Source organism: Solemya velesiana gill symbiont (assembly GCF_002020805.1).
Taxonomy (GTDB): Bacteria; Pseudomonadota; Gammaproteobacteria; order Chromatiales; family Chromatiaceae; genus Sedimenticola_A.
The window spans coordinates 1-23,158 of the sequence record NZ_MPRJ01000054.1 but is presented as its reverse complement, the minus strand read 5'-3'; the positions used below and the strand labels follow the sequence as shown (position 1 = coordinate 23,158).

The following is a 23,158-nucleotide window of genomic DNA, read 5'->3' as shown; positions in this document are numbered from 1 at the left end:
GCGAATTCCAGCGATTGCGGCCATTTGTCTCTTGGAAATCAGGCCGTATTGAAAGCGGCTGGTACAATAGAGCTCAAATAAGGGACTATTTCAACAGCCCGTTAATATTCGGCGTTCCTTCTGTACCAGGAGAAAGCCAGCAGCATCGAGGTGCTTGAGCCGCGCTTCATACTCCCGGATACGCTGTTCGACCAATAGGTTTTCGCTTGTCATTCGTCACTCCTTAATCTTCAATCTTCATAGGTAAGCGAGATAGATCTCTTTACCAATAAGCATAGTCAAATGTTTGCAGTGCATTCAGGTGCGGGATAGTATCGGTCATCATTTCTTTTACAACCAATCAATGAACCTGGTTTTACTCTTCGATTCCGACTTTGTTGAAACTGGCCTTGTCAGGCTTGATGGGCGTCGTCTTGCCCACATTCGGGAGGTGCACTGCTCCCAGGAAGGTGAATCGGTGAAGGTGGGCCTGTTGAATGGCCAAATGGGCGTGGGTGTTATTGAGTCTCTGTCGGGTGAACAGATTACCCTGAGAGTTGATCTCGATATCCCGCCTCCCTCACCCTTGCCACTCACACTGCTCATGGCACTGCCACGACCGAAGATGCTGAAGCGTTGCCTGAGCATGGTTGCGGAACTGGGGGTGAAGGAGCTTTACCTGGTCAACAGCGTGCGGGTGGAGAAGAGTTTCTGGCAGAGTCCCTGGCTGAACGATGAACAGATAAGAGAGCGGCTGCTGCTTGGACTGGAGCAGGCCAAGGATACCGTTCTGCCCAATGTGCATCTCCGAAAACGTTTCAAGCCATTTGTCGAAGATGAACTGCCAGGGCTGCTGAAGGGTAAACAGGGAGTGCTGGCGCATCCTGGAACCGAGACCCTGGAGAGTCGCAGCATCACCACTCCAATCTCGGAACCCACCCTGCTCTGTGTCGGTCCCGAAGGGGGGTTCATCCCTTACGAGGTGGACAAGTTGTCAGAGGCAGGCTGCCGCCCGGTGGATTTCGGTAGGCGTATTTTTCGGGTGGAAACGGCGCTGCCCCTCCTCGTAGGCAGGCTGTTTCATTAAGCGCTATCGCCATACTCGATCTTCCCAGCCTCTATAGAGGGTTAGCGCAAAGCTGAGAAGGGGCAAGCAGGCGCTGCAAAGGTATATCCACTGAGAGTCGTTTGCTGCGGACAGGTACGCATAATTGCCGATCATCATGCCAAGCAAAACGGCACCCCCCCAAAAAAAACACCGAGCAGAGCCAGGCAGGCTGCACGAGATTCGTAGACCAGTGACAGGCGAACACCGAGAAAGCTGGCGAGCCCTCCAAGAACGGCCGCTATAAGAAGATTGGCATCCAGTGTGAGGCCTGGTGTTTCCAGTGCTTTCAACCAGGGAGGCAGAGCCAGGGCCAGTGATAAGCCTGCTGCTGCAAGAGGAAAGGTCTTCTCGATAAGCACGGTTTCTTTTCCGTTCTTCCATGTTCAATGTTCTTAGTGGGCGTATAGCAGAAATGACGTCATTTGGAATGAATCAACCGGCTTTATCTATTGACCTGGGTCAGTCGTCAGAAAGGTAAACCCTGCAGGATGGTCGATACTTGTACTCAGGGTATTGGCACATATAGCCAAGGGAGGGTTTGTAATGAAGAAATCTCCTCTTGTAAGCCTGCGTTGGCTTTTTTTGGTGCTTGTGGCATCTCTGCTGTTGCTCGTTTCCGGCAGTGCGCTTGGAGGAATAGAATACAATACCGATCGTGGTGGACAAGATTACAGGAGTTTCGACCTGGGCTCCGCCAATCCTTCGCTTTGCCCGTCAGCCTGTGCAAGGGAGGGGCGCTGCAAGGCGTGGACCTATGTAAAGCCGGGGTACCAGGGAAAAAGTGCCCGTTGCCGGGTGAAGCATTCGGTTCCCCGGGCCAGCTCGAACAACTGTTGTGTCTCCGGTGTGAAGGGCCGTACCGGACCAGCCATGGGAAGTAGTGGAACGCCTTCCCACGGTGGGGGCTGGAGCAGGGTACCGATCGCCCCGGCCAGGATTACCGGAGCTTCGATCTGTCCCGTGCAGACCCCGGCTTGTGTAGAGCGGCCTGCGGTAAAGAGTCACGCTGCAAGGCATGGACTTACGTCAAGCCGGGTTACCAGGGAAAGAGCGCCCGTTGCTGGTTGAAGCACTCCGTTCCCGGTGCGCGCTCCAATGCCTGCTGTGTCTCAGGTGTCAAATCGGGCGGAGGTGGTGTCGCATCAAGCCAGGGGGGGGCAGTAGCGGGAGACTGCAAGACGCTGCGTGAACGTTACTTCAAGCGCTGTTCGGATCTGGGTGCCCACTATTCCAAGCTCAATTGTGAGCGGCATGGCTATTCCGGCTGCGCACTCGACTCGAGAAGCTGTTTTTCAGTAACCGTGAACAATCTTTTCAACGATGCTGATTGTGGCAGCCCGGGTTATCGGAGCTGTGCGTCGGAGGTGATGGAGGCGTACCTGCGTTGCCTCAAGGGGTGTAACGAAGGGGCCATCAACCGAACCCTTGGTGAATCCATCGACAGCAGTGCAACCCGTTGCCGCAGCAGTGCGGAAAGCGGTGGCAAAACCTGTCAGTCACGCTACTGACTTGGGAGGCAGGCAAAACAAAGGCGGGTAATCCCGCCTTTGTATAACACGCCCTTGATCCCGGTAAGGGGAGGGGTATCTTTAGGTATCGCTCAGAAATCTTAGAGCGGTACGACGTTCTCTGCCTGCGGGCCTTTCTGGCCTGCGCCGACGGTGAACTCAACCTTCTGGCCATCGGTCAGGGTGCGGAAACCATCACCAACGATGGAGCGGAAGTGTACGAATACGTCCTCGCCGTTTTCCTGCTGAATGAAACCATAACCCTTAGCTTCGTTGAACCACTTTACAGTGCCGGTTTGACGATCTGACATGCTTAAAATCCCATATGTAACAAAAACAAATATGCCGCCGGAAATCCCCGGTGGTTTACCAACTGAGAATCGCGGAACAGCTCTATGGGAAAACGCAGGAAACTCAACGAGTTTTGCAGCTGCAGAATCGATATAGGCAGGCGCAATTGATGCAGTTGAGGCACTCTAACAGCTTATTGTGACAAATAACAACCCCTATCCGTCCAGGTAGGCCAATCTGGTCCCTATTACCCGGAAAAACACGGGGCAAGTCGTTCAGCCTGGGTTCAGTTCCCAGGCGTATCCTGAAGATAGAGGGAGTGTCCTTGAATCAGGAGTATGACAATGAAGCGTATCAGCAAGCAATTGATGGTGGCTTGGTTGGGGCCGTATCGTCAGTTTCTGCGACCACCTGCTTTGCCCATGATTATCACAGCAGGCATCATCATCGGGATGACGGGGAGACCCGGGGTCTGACCAAACGCTTTGACAGACACCGTCATGATCGGGACGACAGGCATGACCGTCATTACAAGCGTCATGATCGTCATCACGGGCGTTACGATCTCTACCGTCGTGACCATCGCTATTATTGGCGGTATCCGCGCAAGCCTTACTATCGCTATTACTGGCATCACAATGGTGATGACGACCTGTTCTGGTTCGGCCTGGGATTTGCGCTGCCCTATCTGCTGGATGACAGGTTCGACGATTAGTCTGGAGGGTGGAACAGGCTTCCTGTGCTGCATGATGGTTGCAGTTAGTGAAATGAAAGAGTTTGTGTAAAACCCTGGTCTTATTTAGTCAGGAGTCCTTTATCAGGAGCGGAATTCGTCTAATCTTTAGGGCATACAACAAGACGAATACTGGCGATGCTTTTGCCAGTGGGTGAAACTGCATATAAGACCGGGGTTTGATGGCAACAGATTCAGTAATGTCGAGACCAGCGCTGCACTACCTGGCAACCCTCGTACTGATCGGGATCTATGGTGTGCAGGTCTGCCCCTTCATAGACAGTCTGACCCCCCTGCAGCTTGTACTGCTGCTGATACTTATCATCGCCATTCAATACCTGTTGAGATTCATGGTCATTGGCAGGTTGGTTGATGCCTTGGGATACAAGCATCAAGTCTCACGTGCCTTTCAGCTTGAATGGGGACTGTTCCTGCTGTCGGGCATTTTACTCACCGCGGTAAACAGCCTCTTCTACGAGTTTCCGGTGGAGAGTGGCCTGAAAATGATCCTTGGCTTCATGACCCTGGGTTTTTTATCTCCATGGACTTGGCGCTGGACAGGGAGCATCGGTTGGCCCTGTTGATGGAGAGCGAACAGATCGCTCTCACACCCGATCAACGCTATTTTCCCCTGGTGGGCAAGTTTGCCCTGTTCGCGGTGCTCGCCTCGGTGTTTCTCGTCGGCACTTTTTTCCTGCTCATCAACAAGGATCTGGATTGGCTCTCCAACGTGGGACAGACCATTGCCATGGCCCAGGCCCAGAAAGCCGTGCTTGGGGAGTTTCTGTTTGTCGGGGGGGGCTTCTTATATATATGTTGGTGGTGATCAGATCCTATGCACGTAACCTTGGTCATTTTTTCAACAGCGAGAACCGGGTGCTTGCAGAGGCTACCGAAGGCAAACTGGATGGGGCGGTCACTGTAAGCACCAATGATGAATTCGGTGTGATGATAAAGACGCTGTGTCAGCAGACTGAGGAGTTGCAACGCACTCAGGATGTCACCATCCTGAGTCTCGCTTCGCTTGCAGAGGCACGGGATAACGAAACCGGCGCCCATATTCTGCGTACCCAGGCCTATGTACGTGCTCTGGCCATGGAACTGCGGGAGCATTCGAGATTCGAGCACGCGCTGGATGACCGTTCAATCGACCTGATCTACAAATCCGCACCGCTTCACGATATAGGCAAGGTCGGCATACCGGACCGGATCCTGCTGAAACCGGGCAAGCTGGACGATGAAGAGTTCCGCATTATGAAGACCCACGCAGAGATTGGCGGCGAAGCGCTGGCTGTGGCCGAGGCGGAACTGGGTGGGAGCTCGTTTCTCTCTTTTGCCAGGGAGATCGCTACCACCCATCATGAAAAGTGGGATGGCAGCGGTTATCCAAAGGGGCTTAAGCGAGTCTTCGACCTCGTGAAAGATTTTGGGACATCCCCTCTGGCGCGCTGCGCACACGACGGGTAAGCAGTGCGGCCTCACGGCTACCGGGAACTAACCGCCTCGGCTTTCAGCCTTCCATGGCGGTCAGCGGAAGGGTGACGAAATACCTGTTTCAGGCAGGTTGATGGCGGCGGCCGATGTCTATGATGCCCTGATCAGCAAACGGGTCTATAAGCCCGCATTCAGTCATGAGAAGGCGGTCGAAATCATCCAGGAGGGGCGTGGTCAGCACTTTGATCCGGCTGTTGTGGATGCCTTGCTGGCCGTGGAGGATAAATTCATGGCGATTGCCGATCGCTATCGGGATGAGGAGTGAGGCGCCTGTCGAGCGGTTTTACGCGGCGTCTTCGTTCTCTTTTTCCAGCACCTTCACGTCATCCGGTGGAGGAAACTGCTCAGCCAGTCTTTTTGGGGCAATGCCGTTGTTTACCAGGTGCATGGCCTGGCCTTCCAAAATCGCAGTTACCAAAATGATCAGCAGGGCAGGGACGATGCCAATCCGGGTGAATACAGTGGTCATGATGGCCTGCATGTTCTTGTCGGCCATGCCTGAACCGATCAATATCCCGACGCCGATGATCACGATAGCCACGGCATAGCCGATGAGCAGAATGCGGCTGCGTTTAACCGACAGTTTCCAGTGCAGCATCACGAACCAAGTGGCGTCCTTTTCTGCCTGGCTGGCCTTAATGTGAATGAAACCGACGGTGCCGAGAGAGACGAGCAGGGCACCGATCACGGCCCAGATCAGCATTATCTTGCCGCCGATGGTGTAAGCCAGGGTGCCCGCCACCATGGGGATGTTGAACAGGAACATGTTCAACATGTAAAGCTCATGGGGGGCTTTGGCTTTTTTTCGTATCTCGTCGGTTATGTCGATTTTCATTGTTGATGCGTTTTATCCATGCATTATTAATGAACAAGTATAGTGTTTTACATCGGTATGACTAAATGCGAATTGTCATCCAGCAAGGCAGGGCATCAGGGAGGTAAACGTGGGAAGGCCCCGGGGGTACGGGGCCTGATTGTTTATTGTCTTGTATGGATTTCAGCGGATCAGAATTCAGGTGTTTTCGATCCGGTCGAAATAGCGGGCGCGGTAGAGCAGGCGCTCCTTGTTGTCGTTCTCGAAACCGCTGCGGGTGTGCAGCACGTTGTTGCTTATCAGGCCTTGGCCCCGCTGCAGGGTGCCTTCGTAGTGGTAGGGGGAGTCGCTTTGCAGTATCTCTTTCAACGCGGCTACCGCCTCGCCGGTCTGCGGATCATCCCGCCACTCGATGCTGCGGCTGCGGTCGGTGTAGCGCATGTGCAGGCTGCCATCAGGGCGCACCTCGAATACCGGGCCGGTTCTGGCCGGACGCAACTCTTCGCCATCCACGATGTTTGCCGGGATGGTCATGGCTTCCGGGTGCATCAGGGCTTCTATATAGGCCGGGTTGCGCTCCCGGAGCAGAATGTAAGCCACCTCGTGGTCCAGCAGCTCATTGGCGCCGCCGGATGAGGCAGGCTCCACGCAGTGGAGCAGCATAGCATGGATCTGGTGGTCCATGTCGTTGTAATAGCCATCGGTGTGCCAGGCGATGGGGCGGGTGGTATAGGGGGTGTAACCCTTGTGCAGGGCATCCGACTGGACCGTCAGGGACGTTATGGCGTCATTGTCGGCACACATGTTGTGGTCGAGGTTCTCCGGTCCGAACTGCCTGCCCAGGGAGCGAATGATCTCCTTGTCGCGGGTTTCCACCGGGTCAGCCACGTAGATCGCCATGTTGGTCTTCTGAACCCTCTGCAGGATAGCTTCATGCTCAGCGGCTGTCAGGGCCTTGGCATCAGCGACTTCCACCACCAGCTGATCCAGTTGCCTCGGGTAGCCCGTGAGTTTCTCATCCCGCCATTGTTGGTAGGCCGGGTCGTTGCCGGTGTCGAATGGGTTCTGTTCGGGATGGAGGTGGTTCACTGGGCGGGATCCGTGCTGCAAAGAGGGGGATATATTACGTCAGCGAGGCTATCGGGGCACTATCACTTCAGTGATATAAATCACTGGGCAACGCTGAGCCCTAGTGGGCTGGCTGAAGCTTACCGAATTATCCGCATGGCCCACTAAGATGACAGCGTGCGGCTGAGTTCCACGGTGAGTTTCTTGAAGCGGAAGAAATTTTCCTCGTTAAGCGCCCCGGCATCAGTACAGTCGGCGTAGAGCAGACCCAGGGGGGGGCTTGCCTGCGAACACCGATGCGGCAAAAAACCGTCCATGTTGACGGCGTTATGCAGCTCCTCGGGGATCAGGGGGGGCATATTTCCCCTGGTTCTCCTGGTTCAGCCAGAAACCCTTCGGTTTCTCCATCAGGATCGAAAAGAGGCTCCTCTGACCCAAATCAAGCCGGAACTTCCGTAGTGGCGAATCCTTTTTGCCGCCGATCATGAAGCGAACCTTCAGCGTATCCCCTTCACTGCTGAGGGGGGCGAACATCGCCCTCTGGAGCCCCGCTTCATCCCGCAGTTGGCGCATGATTCGGGTCAACAGCTCCTGGGACTCCTTGTCCAGGGTGCCGGCGGTCCGGGCTTCTGCTTCGGAGGGTTCGGCTGGTGCTTGAGGTTTCTTCTTCGCTTTCGGTGCCGGGCTCGGTTTCGCAACAGGCTGTGGCGCCTTCTCTGCCTCGGACCGCGTCTCCACCTGGAGCAGATCCTGTGCCGTGCTGCGCAGTGGCAGTTCATGAATTTCTCTTGCCAGGGCAGCGGTGAGACCATGAATACGTGCCGCAATCCTGTCGGCCGGAATATTCAGATACTCTTCCGCCAGCTCGAACAGCTCCAGGGTTTTCTGTGAGTTCCAGTCTTCTTCGGAAGCCTGGGCAATGGAGTTGGCCACGATAACGCCAAGGGGACGCTTTTCCAATGCACCGAAACCTTGCAGGGCTTCAACGGTCAGTGGCGGCAGTCCCCAGCGCTGGGCCATGGCCAGGTTCAACTCTTCCAGGCTGAAGCTGAACACCTTTCGTGCAGCATCCATGCGGTCGATGCCACTGTCGACATAGCGCTGAACATGCTGCATCTCCTGCTCTGCATGGGCCCAAAGCGCCATTTCACCACACTCGTGGAGCAGGGCGGCAATAGCCATCTCGTAGGGATTCTTGTCTCCGGCCCACTGGCCAAGGTGCAAGGCGTACCATGCGGAATGAACAGCCCTGGAGTAGCAGCGGTAGATACCGGGGTGGGGCAGGTTGGGTTTCAGCTCTTCCAGTACCGGCAACCGGCGGGTACTGTCGATGACCAGGTCGATACCGAGCATGGAGATGGCGTGGGCGATGCTATGGATCGATTCGGCAACGGGATTGTTGCGGCCGAAGGCACGGAATATGGCAAGGGTAAAGCCGGGGTCGTACTTGATGACATCCTGGTAGTCGGCATTGGTGCTGCTGGTCCGGTCGATCAGCAACCTGAAACGCCTGGCAGTTGGTTCCATCGTGGGCAGGGGAGAGACTCCCAGGTGTGTAACCCACTCTTCAAGTGTTTTTGGCATACGGCTGGTTCATTATCCCTGTGTGCGTTTTGCCATTAATTCTTAAAGAGACTATCAATATTTCGAATCGGCCCTGTTTTCATTATCTTTATCTTTAGATGTCAATATAGAGTTAGCAGGTCCTGATGAGAGAGCATGCCAGCAAGGGGATAATGAATACAAGGGAAACATTGGTACTGATCCACGGGGTCTGGTTGACCGGACTCGAGATGGGCTGGCTTGGACGCCGGCTGTCCCGTTCCGGATATGACGTCAGGTACTTCCGTTACCACTCGCTTGGATTTACGCCCCTGCAGAATGCACAGAGACTCCATCGCTTCATTGATGGGCTGGGTGTGGACCGGTTACACTTGGTCGCTTACAGCCTGGGAGGGATCGTCCTGCTGCACCTGTTCGACAGTTATCCTAGAGTTCCTCCCGGGCGGGTGGTTCTGCTCGGGTCACCGGTCAAGGGCAGTCGTGTGGCCAGGTTCATGTCGACCAATCCGCTACTCCGTCCCTTGCTGGGGCGCAGCCTTGAGCAGGGGCTCTCCGGGGATACTCCTGCCTGGCGTGGTGGGCGCGAGTTGGGTGTTTTGGCGGGAACCGGTGGGATCGGTATAGGCAGACTGTTCGGTGCGGTCGAGGGGCCCAATGATGGCACCGTTTCGGTGGATGAGACGTACCTGGAAGGTGCAGATGACTTCTGCACCCTGAAGGCCAGTCACATGGGTATGCTCTTTTCTGCGCCGGTGGCCGATCAGGTCTCGGCATTTCTCGAGACAGGGTGCTTCTTCAAAGGATAGTGTGCGTGTTTCTGTGCGTCTCAGGGGATGGTAAACTCTGCCCCAATTGAATTTTGTGAGGTATTTATGGCTGGACACAGTAAATGGGCCAACATCAAGCATAAAAAGGCTGCAAACGACAAGAAACGCGGGAAGATCTGGACCAAGCTGCTGCGCGAGGTCACGGTGGCTGCAAAAGAGGGTGGTGGCGATATCGACAGCAACCCCCGTCTGCGCTTGGCCGTGGACAAGGCCAACAGCGGCAACGTCCCCAAGGACACCATCAAACGCGCCGTCGAGCGCGGTGCCGGCGGTGGTGAGGGCGAGAACTACGATGAGATCCGCTATGAAGGCTACGGGCCGGGTGGAACTGCCGTTATCGTCGATTGCATGACCGACAACCGCAACCGGACAGCCTCCGAAGTACGACACGCCTTTACCAAGGCGGGTGGCAACCTGGGTACCGACGGTTCCGTTGCCTACATGTTCAACAAGCAGGGCATCATCAGCTTTGCTCCGGGTGCCGACGAGGACGCCGTCATGGAAGCTGCGCTGGAGGCGGGTGCCGAGGACGTGGTTACCAATGACGACACCTCCGTGGACGTAATGACCTCTCCGGAGGAATTTACAAGTGTGAAGGAGGGTATCGAAGCGGCAGGCCTGACACCGGACAACGCCGAGGTGACCTTCAGTGCCTCCACCATGGCGGAACTGGACCAGGAGACCGCCGAGAAGCTGCTGAGGATGGTGGATGTGCTGGAAGACCTGGACGATGTGCAGGATGTCTACACCAACGCTGATATCTCCGACGAGATCTACGAGGCCATCGACGGATGACCGGGCACGGCGAACAACAGTGACAGGCGTAACAGCTCAGATGCGCCGGATCCTTGGAATCGACCCCGGGTCGCGGGTCACCGGGTACGGCGTGATCGAGAGTAACGGGATCCGCAGTGTGCACATTGCCAGCGGCTGTATCCGCGTGGCGGATAAGAAGTTCGCCAAGCGGCTGGGCGAGATCTACCGCCGCCTCTCCGAGGTGGTAGAGGAGTTCAAGCCACAGGAGATGGCCATAGAACAGGTGTTTATGGCCAAGGACGCCTCGGCGGCACTCAAGCTGGGGCAGGCCAGGGGCGCGGCAATCTGTGCTTGCGTGATGGCAGAGCTCCCCGTTTTTGAATACACCCCGCGCATGATCAAGCAGACCGTGGTCGGCAGTGGCGGGGCGGATAAGGACCAGGTTCAACACATGGTGAAACATCTCCTGAAACTGGAGCAGAAGCTGGCATCGGACCAGTCGGACGCCCTGGCGGTTGCCCTCAGCCACGCCCACACCAACAGCACCCTCTATTCCCTTGCCAAGGCCGGGGGGTGGCGGCGGTGATCGGAAGGATTCGCGGCGAACTGGTCTATAAACAACCCCCTTTCCTGATGGTGGATGTCAACGGCGTGGGCTACGAACTGGAAGCTCCCATGTCCACCTTCTACGATCTTCCCCTGCAAGGGGGTGAGGTGACCCTCTATACCCACCTAGCAGTGCGGGAAGACGCTCATGTACTCTACGGTTTCGTCAACGACGGTGAACGCTCGCTGTTCCGGTCCCTGCTTAAGGTGAGCGGTGTGGGCGCCAAGATGGCGCTGGCGATCCTGTCGGGTATGAACGCCGAGGAGTTTGCACGCTGTGTCCAGAGCGACGACACAGCAGCGTTGGTGCGTCTGCCCGGCATCGGCAAGAAGACCGCCGAACGGCTGATTGTCGAGATGCGCGACCGGCTGGAGAAACTGGAAATGGCCGCCACCGGCACGGTGAAAATGGTCCCCACGCCTGGGGAGGTGGTGGAGAACCCCGTCTCCGATGCGGTAGGGGCGCTCATGGCCCTTGGTTATAAACCCAACGAGGCGAGCAGGCTGGTGCGTGCCATCGACAGCGAAGGGCTATCCAGCGAAGAGATCATCCGTGCAGCCCTGAAAGCGGCGGCTAAATAATCGCGTGTTCACAGGCACCGAGGAACGATATGTCTGATCCCGACCGAATTATCAGCCCGGAGTCCGGCCTCGACGACGAGGCGCTGGATCGCGCCATACGCCCCAGGCGGCTCCAGGACTACGTGGGTCAGCCCGTGGTGCGGGAACAGATGGAAATCTTTATCGGTGCGGCTCTCGGTCGCTCCGAGGCTCTGGACCACGTCCTCATCTTCGGCCCTCCCGGGCTCGGCAAGACCACCCTGGCCCACATCATTGCCCACGAGATGGGGGTCAACCTGCGCCAGACTTCTGGCCCGGTGCTGGAGAAGCCGGGGGACCTGGCGGCACTGCTGACCAACCTGGAGCCCAACGACGTACTCTTCGTTGACGAGATCCACCGCCTCAGCCCGGTAGTGGAGGAGGTACTCTACCCGGCCATGGAGGACTACCAGCTCGATATCATGATCGGCGAGGGACCGGCGGCCCGCTCCATCAAACTGGACCTGCCTCCCTTCACCTTGGTGGGTGCAACCACCAGGGCCGGTCTGCTCACCTCGCCCCTGCGCGACCGTTTCGGCATCGTGCAGCGCCTGGAGTTCTACTCCACCGAGGATCTTACCCACATCGTGCAGCGCGCTGCCGGCATCCTCAATATCGAAGCGGACCAGCCGGGCGCCCGGGAGATTGCCTGCCGTTCACGTGGCACGCCCCGTATCGCCAACCGGTTGCTGCGCCGGGTGCGCGACTACGCCCAGGTGAAGGCGGAAGGTGAGGTGAATTCCGAGGTGGCGGACAAGGCCTTGACCATGCTCAACGTGGATACCAGCGGTTTCGATACCATGGACCGCAAGCTGCTCTCGGCCGTGATCAAGAAATTCGACGGCGGTCCGGTAGGCGTGGACAGCCTGGCGGCGGCCATCGGCGAGGAGCGGGGCACCATCGAGGATGTCCTCGAACCCTACCTGATCCAGCAGGGGTTTCTGATGCGCACTCCCCGGGGGCGGGTGGCGACCCAGGCGGCCTATCTCCATTTCGGCCTGGCGCCGAAAACCAAGGACGATCAGGGCAGGCCCGGTGACCTGTTCGAGAGTTGATAATGTGAACGGATTTGAAAAATAGCAAGATGACGGAATTTATCTGGCCTGTAAGAGTCTACTACGAAGACACCGATTCCGGAGGTGTGGTCTACTACGCCAATTACCTGAAGTTCATGGAGCGGGCTCGCACCGAGTGGCTGCGTAGCCTGGGCTTCGAACAGGATGAACTGATCGAGCAGCAGGGCGTGATCTTTGCGGTGCGCAAGGTCGAGGTGGGTTTCAAAAGTCCGGCCCGCTTCAACGAAGCGCTGTCGGTGTCAGCGAAAATAACAAGCCGGGGAAAAGCCAGTTTGGTCTTTCAACAGGACATAACAAGGGATGCGGACGGTAAACTGCTCTGCAGCGGGGAGGTGAAGATCGCCTGTCTCGATGCCGAGCGCTTCCGGCCCGCCTCCATTCCTCAAGAAATAATCACGGTGATAGCCGATGGGGTCTGATCTCTCCTTTATCCACCTGGTCGCCAACGCCAGCCCGCTGGTGCAGCTGGTGATGGCCTCCCTGATACTCGCGTCGGTCATTTCCTGGACCATGATTTTCGATCGCGCCAAAGTGCTCAAGAGCGCACGCAAGGCGGCGGACAAGTTCGAGCAGCGGTTCTGGTCCGGCGGGGACTTGGGTGAGCTGTTCCGCAACGTGGACCGCGAAAACGACGAAGCGACCGGTATGGCGAGCATCTTCCACGCCGGCTTTCGCGAGTTTGCGCGTTTGAAGAAGAATCCGGACGTGGAACCCATGGCCGTGGTCGAGGGTGCGCGCCGCTCCATGCACGTGGCCCTGAGCCGGGAGATGGACGGCCTGGAGAACCACCTGGCCTTTCTGGCAACGGTGGGTTCCACCAGCCCCTATCTGGGCCTGTTCGGCACGGTCTGGGGCATCATGAACGCCTTTGTCGCCCTGGGTAACGTCAAGCAGGCTACCCTGTCGCTGGTGGCGCCGGGAATTGCCGAGGCGCTGATCGCTACCGCCATGGGCCTGTTTGCTGCCATCCCCGCGGTGGTCGCCTACAACCGCTACTCCAATGACGTGGAGTGCCTCAGCGGTCGCTACGAGGATTTCCTCAATGAGTTCACCACCATCCTGCAGCGCCAGGCGCATATGCAATAAGGCCAAGACTCCGTGAGCCGCCAAAAGAAAAGCCGCCGCCCCATGTCAGAGATCAACGTCGTGCCCTACATCGACGTCATGCTGGTGCTGCTGGTGATCTTCATGATTACCGCCCCGCTGTTGACCCAGGGTGTGAAGGTGGATCTGCCCCAGGCCGACGCGGAGCCACTGCCGGCGGAAGCGGCTGACCCGGTGGTGGTGTCGGTGAACCTGGACGGCGACTTCTTTATCGACGTCGGCGAAGGCAAGAATACACCGGTGGATGCCGAGACCCTGATGACCCGGGTGGCAGCGGTGCTGAAATACAAGCCCAGAACCCCGATCATGGTGCGCGGCGATCGCAACGTGGACTACGGCAGGGTGATCGAGGCGATGGTGATGATCCAGGCGGCGGGTGCGCCCAACGTGGGATTGATAACCGAAATCCCTGAGAGATAGTGGTACCCCGATGCTAGACATTGTCAAACGTAACCCCCTGGCGGTGGCCATCGCTGTGCTGATGCACGTGGCCATTCTCGGTTTTATGGTAGTGGGCGTGGATTGGCTCGAGAAACCCAAGCAGAGCAGGCTGGTGGTCGACGTGGTCAAGGCCAAGGTGATCGACCAGTCGAAGGTGCTGGCCCAGGCGGAGAAGCTGAAACAGGCGGACCTCAAGAAAAAGGCTGAACAGAAAAAGGAAGAGAAACGCCTGGCCGACCTGAAGCGAAAACAGGCAGAGGAGAAGAAGCGGCTCGCCTCGCTGGAGAAGAAGCGAAAGGCCGAGCAGCAGAAACTGGCCAAGGCCGAGGCCAAGCGCAAGGCCGAAGAGAAGAAACGCAAAGAGGCTGAAGCCCGCCGCATCGCCCAAGAGAAGAAACGCAAGGCGGAGGAGGCGAGAAGAGCCGCCGAAGCGGAGAAGAAGCGCAAGGCGGAGGAGGCGAGAAGAGCCGCCGAAGCGGAGAAGAAGCGCAAGGCGGAGGCCGAACGCAAGCGCCGTGAGGCTGAGTTGCGCGCTGCAATGGAGGCAGAAGCCAGCGCCCGGGAGATCGACCGCTTCACCGCGATGATCCGCCAGGAGATCACCCGCAACTGGATTCGCCCGGCAGGTATCGGAGAGGGGCTGAAATGCAGCCTGCGGGTACGCCTGGCCCCTGGCGGGACGGTGATCACCGCAGATGTGATACAAAGCAGCGGGAATGGCGCCTTTGACCGGTCGGCAGTAGCCGCAGTCTACAAGGCTGACCCGCTGCCGGTACCCTCGGGTGCACTGTTCGAGAGCAGCTTCAGGGACAATAAATTTATTTTCGATCCGGACAATTGAAGATTGAGCGCATGAAAAAGATCTGGTTGCTATTCGCTTTCCTCTTTCTGCAGGTGCAGAACGCATCGGCACTGACCATCGAGATCACCGAGGGGGCGGAAGGTGCCCTGCCGGTAGCAGTGGTTCCTTTCGGCTGGAGCGGCCCTGGCAAACCGCTATCCCAGGATGTTGCCCGGATCATTGCCGATGATCTCACCCGCAGTGGACGTTTCAAGACCATGCCGGTGGCTGACATGCTGGCCCGCCCCCAGTCCGGGGACGAGGTTGAGTTCAGGGACTGGAAGGTACTGGGCATGGAGAACCTGGTGGTGGGGCAGGTAAGACCCAATGGCCCTGGTGGTTACATGGTGCGCTTTCAGCTGTTCGATGTATTCAAGGGCGAGCAGTTGAGCGGTTACAACATTCCTACCACCGAACGTGATCTGCGCGCCACAGCTCACCAAATTGCCGACATCATCTACGAGAAGCTGACCGGCCAGCGCGGGGCTTTTGCCACCCGTATCGCCTATGTCACCTCCATTCACAAAACAGGTGGCGAGAGCCAGGTGGCACTCAAGGTGGCGGATGCTGACGGCTATAGTCCCCAGACCATCGTGACCTCCAAGGAGCCGCTGATGTCCCCGGCATGGTCGCCGGATGGTCGTCGGCTTGCCTATGTCTCTTTCGAGAAAGGGCAGCCCTCGATCTACGTGCAGGAGGTGTTCACCGGCAGGCGGCAGAAGGTGAGCAGCTACAAGGGCATCAACGGGGCGCCCGCCTGGTCGCCGGATGGTCGCAAGCTGGCCTTGACGCTCTCCAAGGATGGCGGTCCCGATATCTATGTGCTCAATCTCAACCGCAAGACGCTGACCCGGTTGACCACCCATTACGGGATCGACACAGAGCCTGCATGGTCACCGGATGGACGCTATATTATTTTCACATCCGACCGTGGAGGCAAGCCCCAGATCTACCGGGTGCCCAGCATGGGCGGCAAGGTGAAGCGCATGACCTACGAGGGGAGCTACAACGCTCGGGCATCCTACTCGCCTGACGGTGAGAGCATCACGCTGGTTACCCGCCAGGGCCGGGATTTCCGCATTGGTGTACTGGACCTGGAGAGCGGCGGATTGCAGGTGCTGAGCGAGGGACGACTCGATGAATCCCCCAGTTTCGCCCCGAATGGGGGCATGGTAATTTACGCTACAAAGATCAATGGCAAAGGTGAACTGGCCGCGGTTTCCGTGGATGGCCGGGTTCGCCAGCGCCTGGCCCTGCAGGAAGGCGATGTTCGCGAACCTGTCTGGTCGCCCTATACACGAAAGAACAGGAGAAACCCATGAAGTCTAGGATACTGAAGTTGGTGCCGGTACTGGCCCTGTCGCTGCTTTTTGGCGGTTGCGCCACGCTGACCGGGGAGCAGGCCGAAGAGGGTGCTGAAGATGGTGCGCCGGTAGCCGAAGCCGGACAGGGTGAGGGTGCGCAGACAGCAGGTGCCGTCGAAGGCGGAGCCTGGACCGGCAGCCCGCTGGATAATCCTGACAGCCCCCTCTATTCCAAGGTGATCTATTTCGATTACGACGCCAGCGAGATCCGCGCTGACTACCTCGACACCGTGGTTGCCCATGGCGAGTACCTGGCTGCCAACCCGTCTGCCACTATCACCGTGGAAGGTCACTGCGATGAGCGGGGCTCACGGGAGTACAACATCGGTCTGGGTGAACGCCGCGCCAATTCAGTGAAGCGACTGCTGCTTGCCCAGGGGGCTGCAGAGAGCCAGATCATTACCATCAGCTACGGTGAAGAGCGCCCTGAGGCCCTGGGTTCAAGTGACGCCGCCTGGGCCCAGAACCGCCGTGCGGTCCTGCTTTACTGAATAACGGGGCATGCAGATGAAGGCAACGGTCGGCTTGGCAGTTTCACTCCTGCTCTGTTCCTCGGCGCAGGTTCTGGCCGCGGATGCGGTTTTACCCATGGAGCAGCGAGTCCAGGTGCTGGAGCGCAAGGTGAAGGCGATGTCCAGCCTGATCCTGCGATTGGATGCCCTGCAGCGTGAGGTGCAGCAGCTCAGGGGTGAGGTGGAGCTGCAGAATCACGCCATGGATGCCCTGAAAAAACGTCAGCGCGATCTCTACCTGGACGTCGATCAACGGCTCAGTCGTGTTGCAGCCGGGCAGCAGGCAGGCCCGGCAGCCACACCAGAGGCTGCGCCGGTGATGACACCGGGGTCTGTGGCTCCTGCATCGGCCCAGGTGCCCCGGCCAGCGCCCGTGGCCCCGACTCAGACCGCCGCGCCATCCGTGCCTGTTACGGTTGCATCTGCTGCTGCCCCCCAGGTCGGCACCGGCGATCCTGCCAAGGAGGAGTCTGCCTACCAGGCAGCATTTGAGTTGCTGATGCAGCGCCGCTATGCCGAGGCACATGCCTCTTTCACCGGTTTCCTGGCGGCTTACCTCTCCGGGCGGTTTACTGACAATGCCCAGTACTGGCTTGCGGAAGCGAGTTATGTCACGCGCAACTTTGACGTTGCCCTGGTGGATTTTGCCAAGGTGATCGAGAACCATCCCCAGAGTCCGAAAGTGCCCGATGCCCTGCTCAAGACCGGCTTTATCCAGTATGAGCTGAAGCAGTGGCCCGAGGCTCGCGCCACCCTTGAAGGCTTGATTGGCAAGCATCCCAGCTCAACGGCAAGCCGCCTGGCGAAGAGACGTCTGCAACGTATGCAGTCTGAAGGTCATTAGGGTTGGCAAGCCCCTCGTAGAATGACGCGCCTTCGCATTACCGAGATCTTCTACTCCCTGCAGGGGGAGTCGAACACCGTGGGCTTGCCCACGGTGTTCGTGCGCCTTACCGGCTGCCCCCTGCGTTGCGGCTATTGTGATACCACCTACGCCTTCAAGGGCGGTGAGTGGATGAGCCTGGCGCAGATCCTGGCCTCGATAATCGAGTACACGCCCCGGTACGTCACCGTCACCGGTGGCGAGCCCATGGCCCAGAAAGCGTGCGCTAAGCTGCTCACGGCACTTTGCGACGCCGGCTACCAGGTATCCCTGGAGACCAGTGGCGCAGTGGATCTTTCAGTGGTTGATCCACGGGTGGTCAAGGTCATGGACCTGAAGACACCGGGCTCCGGGGAGATGGAGAAGAACCTCTACAATAACGTTGATACCCTGGCTGCTACTGATCAGGTCAAGTTCGTGATCTGTGACGAGGCAGACTATCTCTGGTCGAGGCAACAGGTCGAAGCGCTGGGGCTGGACGGGCGATGCGAGGTGCTCTTCTCGCCGGCCCTGGGGCAACAGGATGCAACCGAGTTGGCGGAGTGGATCATTCGTGATCGCCTGCAGGTGCGCTTCCAGATACAACTGCACAAATACCTGTGGGGCGACGTGGCAGGCAAATGAACAGGGAACCAAAAAGGGCTGTCGTACTGCTCTCTGGCGGACTCGATTCCGCCACCGCCCTGGCCATGGCCCGGGCAGAAGGCTACACCTGCTACGCCCTGAGCATGCAATACGGTCAGCGCCACAGTACGGAACTGGATGCAGCCCGGCGTGTCGCACAGGCCCAGGGCGTGGCAGAGCACATAGTTGTGCCCCTGGCACTGGATGCATTCGGTGGTTCTGCGCTTACGGACCTGGATATCGATGTGCCTGAAGAGAGTGAGGAGGGTATACCGGTGACCTATGTGCCCGCGAGGAATACCATCTTTCTCTCCCTCGCCCTTGGCTGGGCCGAGGTGCTCGGGGCCAGGGATATTTTCGTGGGTGTGAATGCCGTGGACTACTCCGGCTATCCCGATTGCCGTCCAGAATTCATAAACGCCTTCGAGAACCTGGCAAACCTTGCAACCAAGGCCGGTATGGAAGGGGACCGGTTCCACATCCACGCCCCGCTGATCAAGATGACCAAGGGCGAAATCATCCGGGAAGGTGTGCGGCTGGGTGTGGATTACGGCCTCACCGTTTCCTGCTACCAGGCCGATGAACAGGGGCGCGCCTGCGGTGTCTGCGACTCCTGCCGGTTCCGTGCCCAGGGTTTTACAGAGGCGGGGGTTGAAGACCCCACTCCCTATCAATGACCAGGACTTTGGATCTTTTCTGCAGTCTCCATCCTGGAAAACCTCAGTAGATCAACGTCCGATTATACGCTAATCTATCCCACCTTACCCATAATAATGGTATGGATACTCCATCCACGGGTGATGATTCAAGTACAGATAAAGCGCCAGACTTACTAAATAAGGCGCTGTTCGCGAGGGGATTAAACAATGGTTTTTGAGAATTTTGCCGAGGGGCAGTTCGCCCTTTTGTGGGCGACCTTTATCATCGCACTGGTAATGGGCGCCATCGTTAACAAGACCAACTTCTGCACCATGGGTGCGGTTTCCGATATGGTCAATATGAACGACATGGGTCGCATGCGCGCCTGGGTGCTGGCCATGGCGGTGGCCATGATTGGCGTCGCCGTGTTGGAATTCATGGGACTGGTCAATGCTGACAGTTCCTTTCCCCCCTACCGTGCAGGACAACTGATCTGGGCTGAGAATATCCTGGGCGGCCTGCTGTTCGGTATCGGCATGACCCTGGCGTCCGGCTGCGGCAACAAGACACTGATCCGCATCGGTGGCGGTAACCTGAAGTCCATTGTCGTACTGGTTGTGATTGCCGTGATCGCCTACTTCATGATCAATCCCTTCCCGAACAGTGACCAGACCCTGATGACTGTCATCTTCTATGACTGGATCCGGCCCCTGGCTATCAGCTTTGAAGGCAAGCAGGACATCGGCTCCCTGGTGGCAGGAGAGAATGCCGGTACTGCACGCCTGGCGATCGGCCTTGTGCTGGGTGCGCTGCTGGTGTTCTGGGCCATGAAGTCGGCCGAGTTCAGGAGCAGTTTCGACAATGTATTCGCCGGCATCATGATTGGCCTGGCAGTCCTTGCGGCCTGGTATGTCAGCAGCAATGTCGGTATCGACGTGGACGGCGAAGTGAAAACCCTCAGTGGTTACGTGCAGGAGTGGGATTTCCTGGCTGATTCGGAGGAGGGCAAGCCTGCGGACAGCCGTCCCCTGAGCGCCCAGTCCTTCACCTTCGTCAATCCAATGGGACAGACCCTGGGTTATTCCATGTCAGGATTCGACGCCGCCTTCATCACCTTTGGCGTGATGGCCCTGCTTGGCGTGATATGCGGATCCCTGCTCTGGTCCCTGGTCAGCAAGAGCTTCCGCATCGAGTGGTTCGTCGATTTGAAGGATTTCCTCAATCACCTCATCGGCGCAATCCTGATGGGCTTTGGCGGCGTGCTGGCTATGGGTTGCACCATCGGTCAGGGTATAACCGGTGCCTCCACCCTCGCCGTGGGTTCCTTCCTTGCTTTCGGCTCCATCGTGCTGGGCAGCGGCCTGACCATGAAGGTGCAGTACTACAAGTTGGTCTACGAAGAGGAGGCTACTTTCGGCAAGGCGCTGATCACCGGCCTGGTGGACTTCAAACTGCTCCCGGCCAGCATGCGCAAGCTGGATGCAATCTAAACGCTCTGGCGGCCGGCGGGAGCTCTCCCGCCGGCATCAGAATATGCCCCTCTATGCGTTGACTGGGTCAATATCTGATGTATAATGCCGCGCTTTCTACGGGTCGTTAGCTCAGTCGGTAGAGCAGTGGATTTTTAATCCATTGGTCATAGGTTCGAATCCTATACGACCCACCATAATAAAATTAGGGGGTTACGAGAAATCGTAACCCCCTTGTTTTTTCTTCGGTGCATGTAGCGCGTCTCTTGGTTTGCGACAGGCCGACACTTAAATTGCGATGTACAAAATCGGCAGCGTGGATGGGGCTGGGTAGTGTCAGGTTTTCGGCCTTTTGGGTTTCGCCCAGGGCTCTCCGAACATCAGCCAGGCGGGGTTGATACCCACCACCTCAGCGATGGTTTCGATCTTGCGGGGCCTCAGTGATTTTCCGTTTTCAATTTTCTGGATGGCGGACTGACTCGAGCCGGTCAGTTCACCGAGCTCCATTTGGCATAGTCCTTTGCGAGTTCTAGCCCACGTGAGCCTCTTGGCAAGGGTGTCGAGTTCTTCTGGCATTGGTCATCCCTGTTAGTTGTGTCTTGATTCAAGAGCCACTTCCTGGCGCTCCGGAGACGTGGATGATCTTGCTCATTTGCTTTCGAGCAAATCGTTGCAGTGGGGGCATATCCTGGCCTTGTCATCGATGCCGCCACGGCACACGCTGCAGACCAGTTTACGGGACATTCGGTTACCGATGATCAGCAGGAGGATGCCGGCGATCAGCCCGAGGGGGAAGTAGAAGAAGCAGGCGATCACGCCCGCGAGCTGGACGAGTGCGCCGGGGCCTGCGAATTCGTTTTTGTATTCCTTCTTGGCCATGGTTACGATCCTTGTCTATTCAAAATAGATCTAAATTCCCATTAGGTATCTGCCGATTCTGGCACTGATCATTCCAGATAATCAACTCTCGAGCCTCGCTTCCTGCGCCGCCACCCACCGTGTAGGTGATGCCGACCTCTTTAATGTGAAGTCCGTCAAACGCCCGGCGGATGTCGGGGTGATCGTTGATGCTGATGATCAGCGCACCCTGCACCTCCCTGTCACGGACTGCAGCTCCGTGGGTTGGCGGCCAGGCGGGTGTTGGCGCATCCGCCTGGTCGCTTCCTCATTTCCTACTTGCAACCTTATGTCATGCGATCACCCCAAATTTTTCGGGCGGCGTATAGGTCAGTGTTTCGCCGTCTGGACCATGGACGGTTCTGGGTGTCTGGTCATAGACGCGGTCGTAGATCTCTCGCTTCGCGGGGTCGGCAAAGACTTCCTCGTAGGTGCCGAGCACTTCCAGATGGTCGAACTGCTCGGCCAGTTGGAGCAGGGTGCCGTCGATGTCGCGGACCAGGGCCAGGGTTTCAGCACCGTTGCGCACGGTGGGCGTCTTCGGTACCAGGAAGGTGGCCTTGCCGGTCTGCTCATCGAGGTGGATTAGCTCGGGAGCCTTGACCTGCAGTTCGGCGACGAGGGCCTGGGTGTTGTTGCAGTAGGTTATGTAGTCATTCATAGCATTCGCACCTCTTCTGGTGCGGCTTCAAAAGCGTAAATGCGGAAATCGGACAGGTGCCCGTTAAACTGGTTTACAGAACCCGAACTGCCAATATGGATAAGGTCTACACCCTCGACCGGGTCGGTGTACGCGGTAGTAACCGAATCCACAAGTTCTCCGTCCACATAGCCGCTCATCAGGAAAGGTGTGTTACCAGGCGAAGCCGCCATGGCTATGACGTATCTGCGCAACTGTTTGTATCTATCACCAAACTGAAGTGCTGCGCTTTTATAGAAGTTCAGGTTTTCACCCGTTCCATTATTCAGGCGAAGTAGTCGATACCCATTAGGCTTGACAAGGAGCGGCACTTGATGAAAAACAGAATCCTGACCAAAGGCCTTCAGCGTTATTGCAAAGGTTTGCGCTTCCGATTTTGCTGGGCAGTTGTTCTCACTGCTGATTTGCAACCTGTCATAAGAGCGTGTTACCGCAGTGGTAGTGGTCGGAATATATGATGTCGGGAACGGCATGATCTGCTCAAACTGTGCCCCCCACGCAACTATGGAGCCAGTTACGTCCTGTTCATACCCAGAAGCAACCAATGCCGTCTTAACAGCAGGGTACACTGCGAGAATGGCTGGCGTATTTCCGGTGCTATTGTTGATTGCTGTAACCCACACCCTCCAATACTCATCGTTCCAATCTTCAGCACTGTGATCCGTTATGTCAACGCTTGTGGCAGACTCTCCGGTTCTCGTATTAAACACCACATCAGCCTGAACGGTGACAGTCCCTCCCGCCAAGGTTATTCGTAACAACGGGAACCGAGACTCATCGGCATCCTTCTTGATAAAGGAAGAAAAACAGTGTGTATAAGAATCATCTGCTACGGTCACTACCTGCTGTACAGCAGTCCACACTCCGGTTTGCGAATCATCTAAAGTATCTGCGGTAGTGTTGCCATCTGGCGCAGTATCCGTATTACCAGTTACATCAAGACTCCCCTGCTTGACCCAATTAACAGCAGTAAAATCTTCAGACTGAAGGCAAGTATTATAGGAAGCCCTTTCATGAAGAAATCCTTCCGCCTCGAACCTGGGCTCATCAATAGCCGCCGTCTGCATTACTCCATCCTGGTCTTTATAGGTAGCAGTGGAAGAACGGGTGAAGGTGGCGGGGCCGTTGCCCTTGCGCATGGCCAGACTGGTCTGCAGGGGCATGTCGACCAGGGGCTCGTTGTTGTCCTTGATCGCTTCCAGGTGAGCTGCAGGCGGCCGGCCCCCTGACCGGAGAGGATGCGCGGGCCGATGGCCACCAC

The 23,158-nt window shown here is 57.4% G+C and carries 30 protein-coding genes, 1 tRNA gene and 4 pseudogenes; 23 read left to right on the top strand and 12 right to left on the bottom strand.

What is annotated here, in order from left to right:
* Window positions 1-90: 90 nt before the first annotated feature.
* The gene (locus tag BOW53_RS13555) at window positions 91-213 is read right to left on the bottom strand and encodes a hypothetical protein (protein ID WP_281254040.1); all 123 of its coding nucleotides are present in this window, start codon (window positions 211-213) and stop codon (window positions 91-93) included.
* 130 nt (window positions 214-343) lie between these two features.
* Between BOW53_RS13555 and BOW53_RS08915 the strand changes: the two genes are divergently transcribed.
* Entirely contained in the window at window positions 344-1,066 is a 723-nt protein-coding gene (locus BOW53_RS08915) for a 16S rRNA (uracil(1498)-N(3))-methyltransferase (RefSeq protein ID WP_078487652.1), read from the top strand.
* A 134-nt stretch (window positions 1,067-1,200) separates the two neighbouring features.
* Here the strand turns inward: BOW53_RS08915 and BOW53_RS08910 are convergent, their stop codons facing one another.
* Complete coding sequence (locus tag BOW53_RS08910; protein ID WP_078487648.1) at window positions 1,201-1,446, bottom strand: hypothetical protein; 246 nt, start codon at window positions 1,444-1,446, stop codon at window positions 1,201-1,203.
* 184 nt (window positions 1,447-1,630) lie between these two features.
* On the opposite strand from BOW53_RS08910, the pseudogene BOW53_RS13550 reads away from it, so the two are divergent.
* Window positions 1,631-1,873: pseudogene (locus tag BOW53_RS13550) on the top strand (PAN domain-containing protein); the annotation flags it as partial.
* A gap of 119 nt (window positions 1,874-1,992) precedes the next feature.
* Complete coding sequence (locus BOW53_RS08900; protein ID WP_078487647.1) at window positions 1,993-2,595, top strand: PAN domain-containing protein; 603 nt, start codon at window positions 1,993-1,995, stop codon at window positions 2,593-2,595.
* Window positions 2,596-2,696: 101 nt separating this feature from the next.
* Here BOW53_RS08900 and BOW53_RS08895 read toward each other — a convergent pair whose 3' ends face one another.
* Window positions 2,697-2,906 carry a cold-shock protein gene (locus tag BOW53_RS08895; RefSeq protein WP_078487646.1) on the bottom strand — a complete coding sequence of 70 codons (210 nt, stop codon included), beginning with the start codon at window positions 2,904-2,906 and terminating at the stop codon, window positions 2,697-2,699.
* A gap of 299 nt (window positions 2,907-3,205) precedes the next feature.
* Here BOW53_RS08895 and BOW53_RS08890 point away from each other — a divergent pair, with 299 nt between their 5' ends.
* From BOW53_RS08890 to BOW53_RS08870, 4 genes and pseudogenes are all read left to right on the top strand, one after another.
* The gene (locus BOW53_RS08890; protein WP_135607054.1) at window positions 3,206-3,601 is read left to right on the top strand and encodes a hypothetical protein; all 396 of its coding nucleotides are present in this window, start codon (window positions 3,206-3,208) and stop codon (window positions 3,599-3,601) included.
* Between the two features lie 200 nt (window positions 3,602-3,801).
* Window positions 3,802-4,445 (top strand): annotated as a pseudogene (locus tag BOW53_RS13945) (hypothetical protein).
* Window positions 4,433-5,086, top strand: a complete 654-nt coding sequence (locus BOW53_RS08875; protein WP_078487642.1) for an HD-GYP domain-containing protein — start codon at window positions 4,433-4,435, stop codon at window positions 5,084-5,086. The pseudogene BOW53_RS13945 and the gene BOW53_RS08875 overlap by 13 nt, the downstream one beginning before the upstream one ends.
* A gap of 70 nt (window positions 5,087-5,156) precedes the next feature.
* Window positions 5,157-5,378: pseudogene (locus BOW53_RS08870) on the top strand (HD-GYP domain-containing protein); the annotation flags it as partial.
* A gap of 18 nt (window positions 5,379-5,396) precedes the next feature.
* Here BOW53_RS08870 and BOW53_RS08865 read toward each other — a convergent pair.
* The 4 genes from BOW53_RS08865 to BOW53_RS08850 form a co-directional block, all read right to left on the bottom strand.
* Window positions 5,397-5,948 (bottom strand): hypothetical protein, encoded by a 552-nt coding sequence (locus tag BOW53_RS08865; protein ID WP_078487640.1) that lies wholly within the window; start codon window positions 5,946-5,948, stop codon window positions 5,397-5,399.
* A gap of 177 nt (window positions 5,949-6,125) precedes the next feature.
* Window positions 6,126-7,016 (bottom strand): TauD/TfdA family dioxygenase, encoded by an 891-nt coding sequence (locus BOW53_RS08860; protein ID WP_078487639.1) that lies wholly within the window; start codon window positions 7,014-7,016, stop codon window positions 6,126-6,128.
* Between the two features lie 143 nt (window positions 7,017-7,159).
* The gene (locus BOW53_RS08855; RefSeq protein WP_078487638.1) at window positions 7,160-7,354 is read right to left on the bottom strand and encodes a hypothetical protein; all 195 of its coding nucleotides are present in this window, start codon (window positions 7,352-7,354) and stop codon (window positions 7,160-7,162) included.
* Window positions 7,323-8,579, bottom strand: coding sequence for an HDOD domain-containing protein (locus BOW53_RS08850; protein WP_078487637.1), 1,257 nt, complete (start codon window positions 8,577-8,579; stop codon window positions 7,323-7,325). The genes BOW53_RS08855 and BOW53_RS08850 overlap by 32 nt, the downstream gene beginning before the upstream one ends.
* A 125-nt stretch (window positions 8,580-8,704) precedes the next feature.
* Between BOW53_RS08850 and BOW53_RS08845 the strand changes: the two genes are divergently transcribed.
* The 16 genes and pseudogenes from BOW53_RS08845 to BOW53_RS08770 all read left to right on the top strand — a co-directional run bounded on the left by BOW53_RS08845 (window position 8,705) and on the right by BOW53_RS08770 (window position 20,497).
* The gene (locus tag BOW53_RS08845) at window positions 8,705-9,364 is read left to right on the top strand and encodes an esterase/lipase family protein (RefSeq protein WP_245832074.1); all 660 of its coding nucleotides are present in this window, start codon (window positions 8,705-8,707) and stop codon (window positions 9,362-9,364) included.
* 66 nt (window positions 9,365-9,430) lie between these two features.
* Complete coding sequence (locus BOW53_RS08840; protein WP_078487651.1) at window positions 9,431-10,180, top strand: YebC/PmpR family DNA-binding transcriptional regulator; 750 nt, start codon at window positions 9,431-9,433, stop codon at window positions 10,178-10,180.
* Window positions 10,181-10,220: 40 nt separating this feature from the next.
* Window positions 10,221-10,741: pseudogene (gene ruvC, locus BOW53_RS08835) on the top strand (crossover junction endodeoxyribonuclease RuvC); the annotation flags it as partial.
* Window positions 10,724-11,329: a Holliday junction branch migration protein RuvA gene (gene ruvA, locus BOW53_RS08830; RefSeq protein WP_078487650.1), complete on the top strand. Its 606-nt coding sequence runs from the start codon at window positions 10,724-10,726 to the stop codon at window positions 11,327-11,329. The pseudogene ruvC and the gene ruvA, both read left to right, overlap by 18 nt.
* Window positions 11,330-11,358: 29 nt before the next feature.
* Window positions 11,359-12,402 carry a Holliday junction branch migration DNA helicase RuvB gene (gene ruvB / locus BOW53_RS08825; RefSeq protein ID WP_078487634.1) on the top strand — a complete coding sequence of 348 codons (1,044 nt, stop codon included), beginning with the start codon at window positions 11,359-11,361 and terminating at the stop codon, window positions 12,400-12,402.
* 29 nt (window positions 12,403-12,431) lie between these two features.
* Window positions 12,432-12,842, top strand: coding sequence for a tol-pal system-associated acyl-CoA thioesterase (ybgC, locus tag BOW53_RS08820; protein ID WP_078487633.1), 411 nt, complete (start codon window positions 12,432-12,434; stop codon window positions 12,840-12,842).
* Entirely contained in the window at window positions 12,832-13,509 is a 678-nt protein-coding gene (gene tolQ / locus BOW53_RS08815; protein WP_135607052.1) for a protein TolQ, read from the top strand. The genes ybgC and tolQ overlap by 11 nt, the downstream gene beginning before the upstream one ends.
* Window positions 13,510-13,551: 42 nt before the next feature.
* Window positions 13,552-13,947: a protein TolR gene (gene tolR, locus BOW53_RS08810; RefSeq protein ID WP_135607051.1), complete on the top strand. Its 396-nt coding sequence runs from the start codon at window positions 13,552-13,554 to the stop codon at window positions 13,945-13,947.
* A 10-nt stretch (window positions 13,948-13,957) separates the two neighbouring features.
* Window positions 13,958-14,809 carry a cell envelope integrity protein TolA gene (gene tolA, locus BOW53_RS08805; RefSeq protein WP_078487632.1) on the top strand — a complete coding sequence of 284 codons (852 nt, stop codon included), beginning with the start codon at window positions 13,958-13,960 and terminating at the stop codon, window positions 14,807-14,809.
* An 11-nt stretch (window positions 14,810-14,820) separates the two neighbouring features.
* Window positions 14,821-16,131: a Tol-Pal system beta propeller repeat protein TolB gene (tolB, locus tag BOW53_RS08800; protein ID WP_172838841.1), complete on the top strand. Its 1,311-nt coding sequence runs from the start codon at window positions 14,821-14,823 to the stop codon at window positions 16,129-16,131.
* Window positions 16,128-16,664 (top strand): peptidoglycan-associated lipoprotein Pal, encoded by a 537-nt coding sequence (gene pal / locus BOW53_RS08795; RefSeq protein WP_078487631.1) that lies wholly within the window; start codon window positions 16,128-16,130, stop codon window positions 16,662-16,664. Before tolB ends, pal begins: the two co-directional genes overlap by 4 nt.
* Before the next feature lie 10 nt (window positions 16,665-16,674).
* Window positions 16,675-17,529 (top strand): tol-pal system protein YbgF, encoded by an 855-nt coding sequence (gene ybgF, locus BOW53_RS08790; RefSeq protein ID WP_078487630.1) that lies wholly within the window; start codon window positions 16,675-16,677, stop codon window positions 17,527-17,529.
* Between the two features lie 21 nt (window positions 17,530-17,550).
* Window positions 17,551-18,192 (top strand): 7-carboxy-7-deazaguanine synthase QueE, encoded by a 642-nt coding sequence (queE, locus tag BOW53_RS08785; protein ID WP_078487629.1) that lies wholly within the window; start codon window positions 17,551-17,553, stop codon window positions 18,190-18,192.
* Complete coding sequence (queC, locus tag BOW53_RS08780; protein ID WP_078487628.1) at window positions 18,189-18,869, top strand: 7-cyano-7-deazaguanine synthase QueC; 681 nt, start codon at window positions 18,189-18,191, stop codon at window positions 18,867-18,869. Before queE ends, queC begins: the two co-directional genes overlap by 4 nt.
* Before the next feature lie 189 nt (window positions 18,870-19,058).
* On the top strand, window positions 19,059-20,321 hold the full coding sequence (locus BOW53_RS08775; RefSeq protein WP_078487627.1) for a YeeE/YedE family protein: 1,263 nt from the start codon (window positions 19,059-19,061) through the stop codon (window positions 20,319-20,321).
* A gap of 100 nt (window positions 20,322-20,421) precedes the next feature.
* Window positions 20,422-20,497, top strand: a tRNA-Lys gene (locus tag BOW53_RS08770).
* A gap of 139 nt (window positions 20,498-20,636) precedes the next feature.
* On the opposite strand, the gene BOW53_RS08765 is transcribed toward BOW53_RS08770, so the two are convergent.
* The 5 genes from BOW53_RS08765 to BOW53_RS08745 form a co-directional block, all read right to left on the bottom strand.
* Window positions 20,637-20,876, bottom strand: a complete 240-nt coding sequence (locus tag BOW53_RS08765; protein WP_078487626.1) for a helix-turn-helix domain-containing protein — start codon at window positions 20,874-20,876, stop codon at window positions 20,637-20,639.
* A gap of 72 nt (window positions 20,877-20,948) precedes the next feature.
* Window positions 20,949-21,179 carry a hypothetical protein gene (locus BOW53_RS08760; protein WP_078487625.1) on the bottom strand — a complete coding sequence of 77 codons (231 nt, stop codon included), beginning with the start codon at window positions 21,177-21,179 and terminating at the stop codon, window positions 20,949-20,951.
* A gap of 19 nt (window positions 21,180-21,198) precedes the next feature.
* Window positions 21,199-21,393, bottom strand: coding sequence for a hypothetical protein (locus BOW53_RS08755; protein ID WP_078487624.1), 195 nt, complete (start codon window positions 21,391-21,393; stop codon window positions 21,199-21,201).
* Between the two features lie 96 nt (window positions 21,394-21,489).
* Window positions 21,490-21,858, bottom strand: coding sequence for a hypothetical protein (locus BOW53_RS08750; protein WP_078487623.1), 369 nt, complete (start codon window positions 21,856-21,858; stop codon window positions 21,490-21,492).
* Window positions 21,855-23,158 (bottom strand): phage head spike fiber domain-containing protein (locus tag BOW53_RS08745; protein WP_078487622.1); only part of this gene is annotated, 1,304 nt, incomplete at its 5' end. The genes BOW53_RS08745 and BOW53_RS08750, both read right to left, overlap by 4 nt.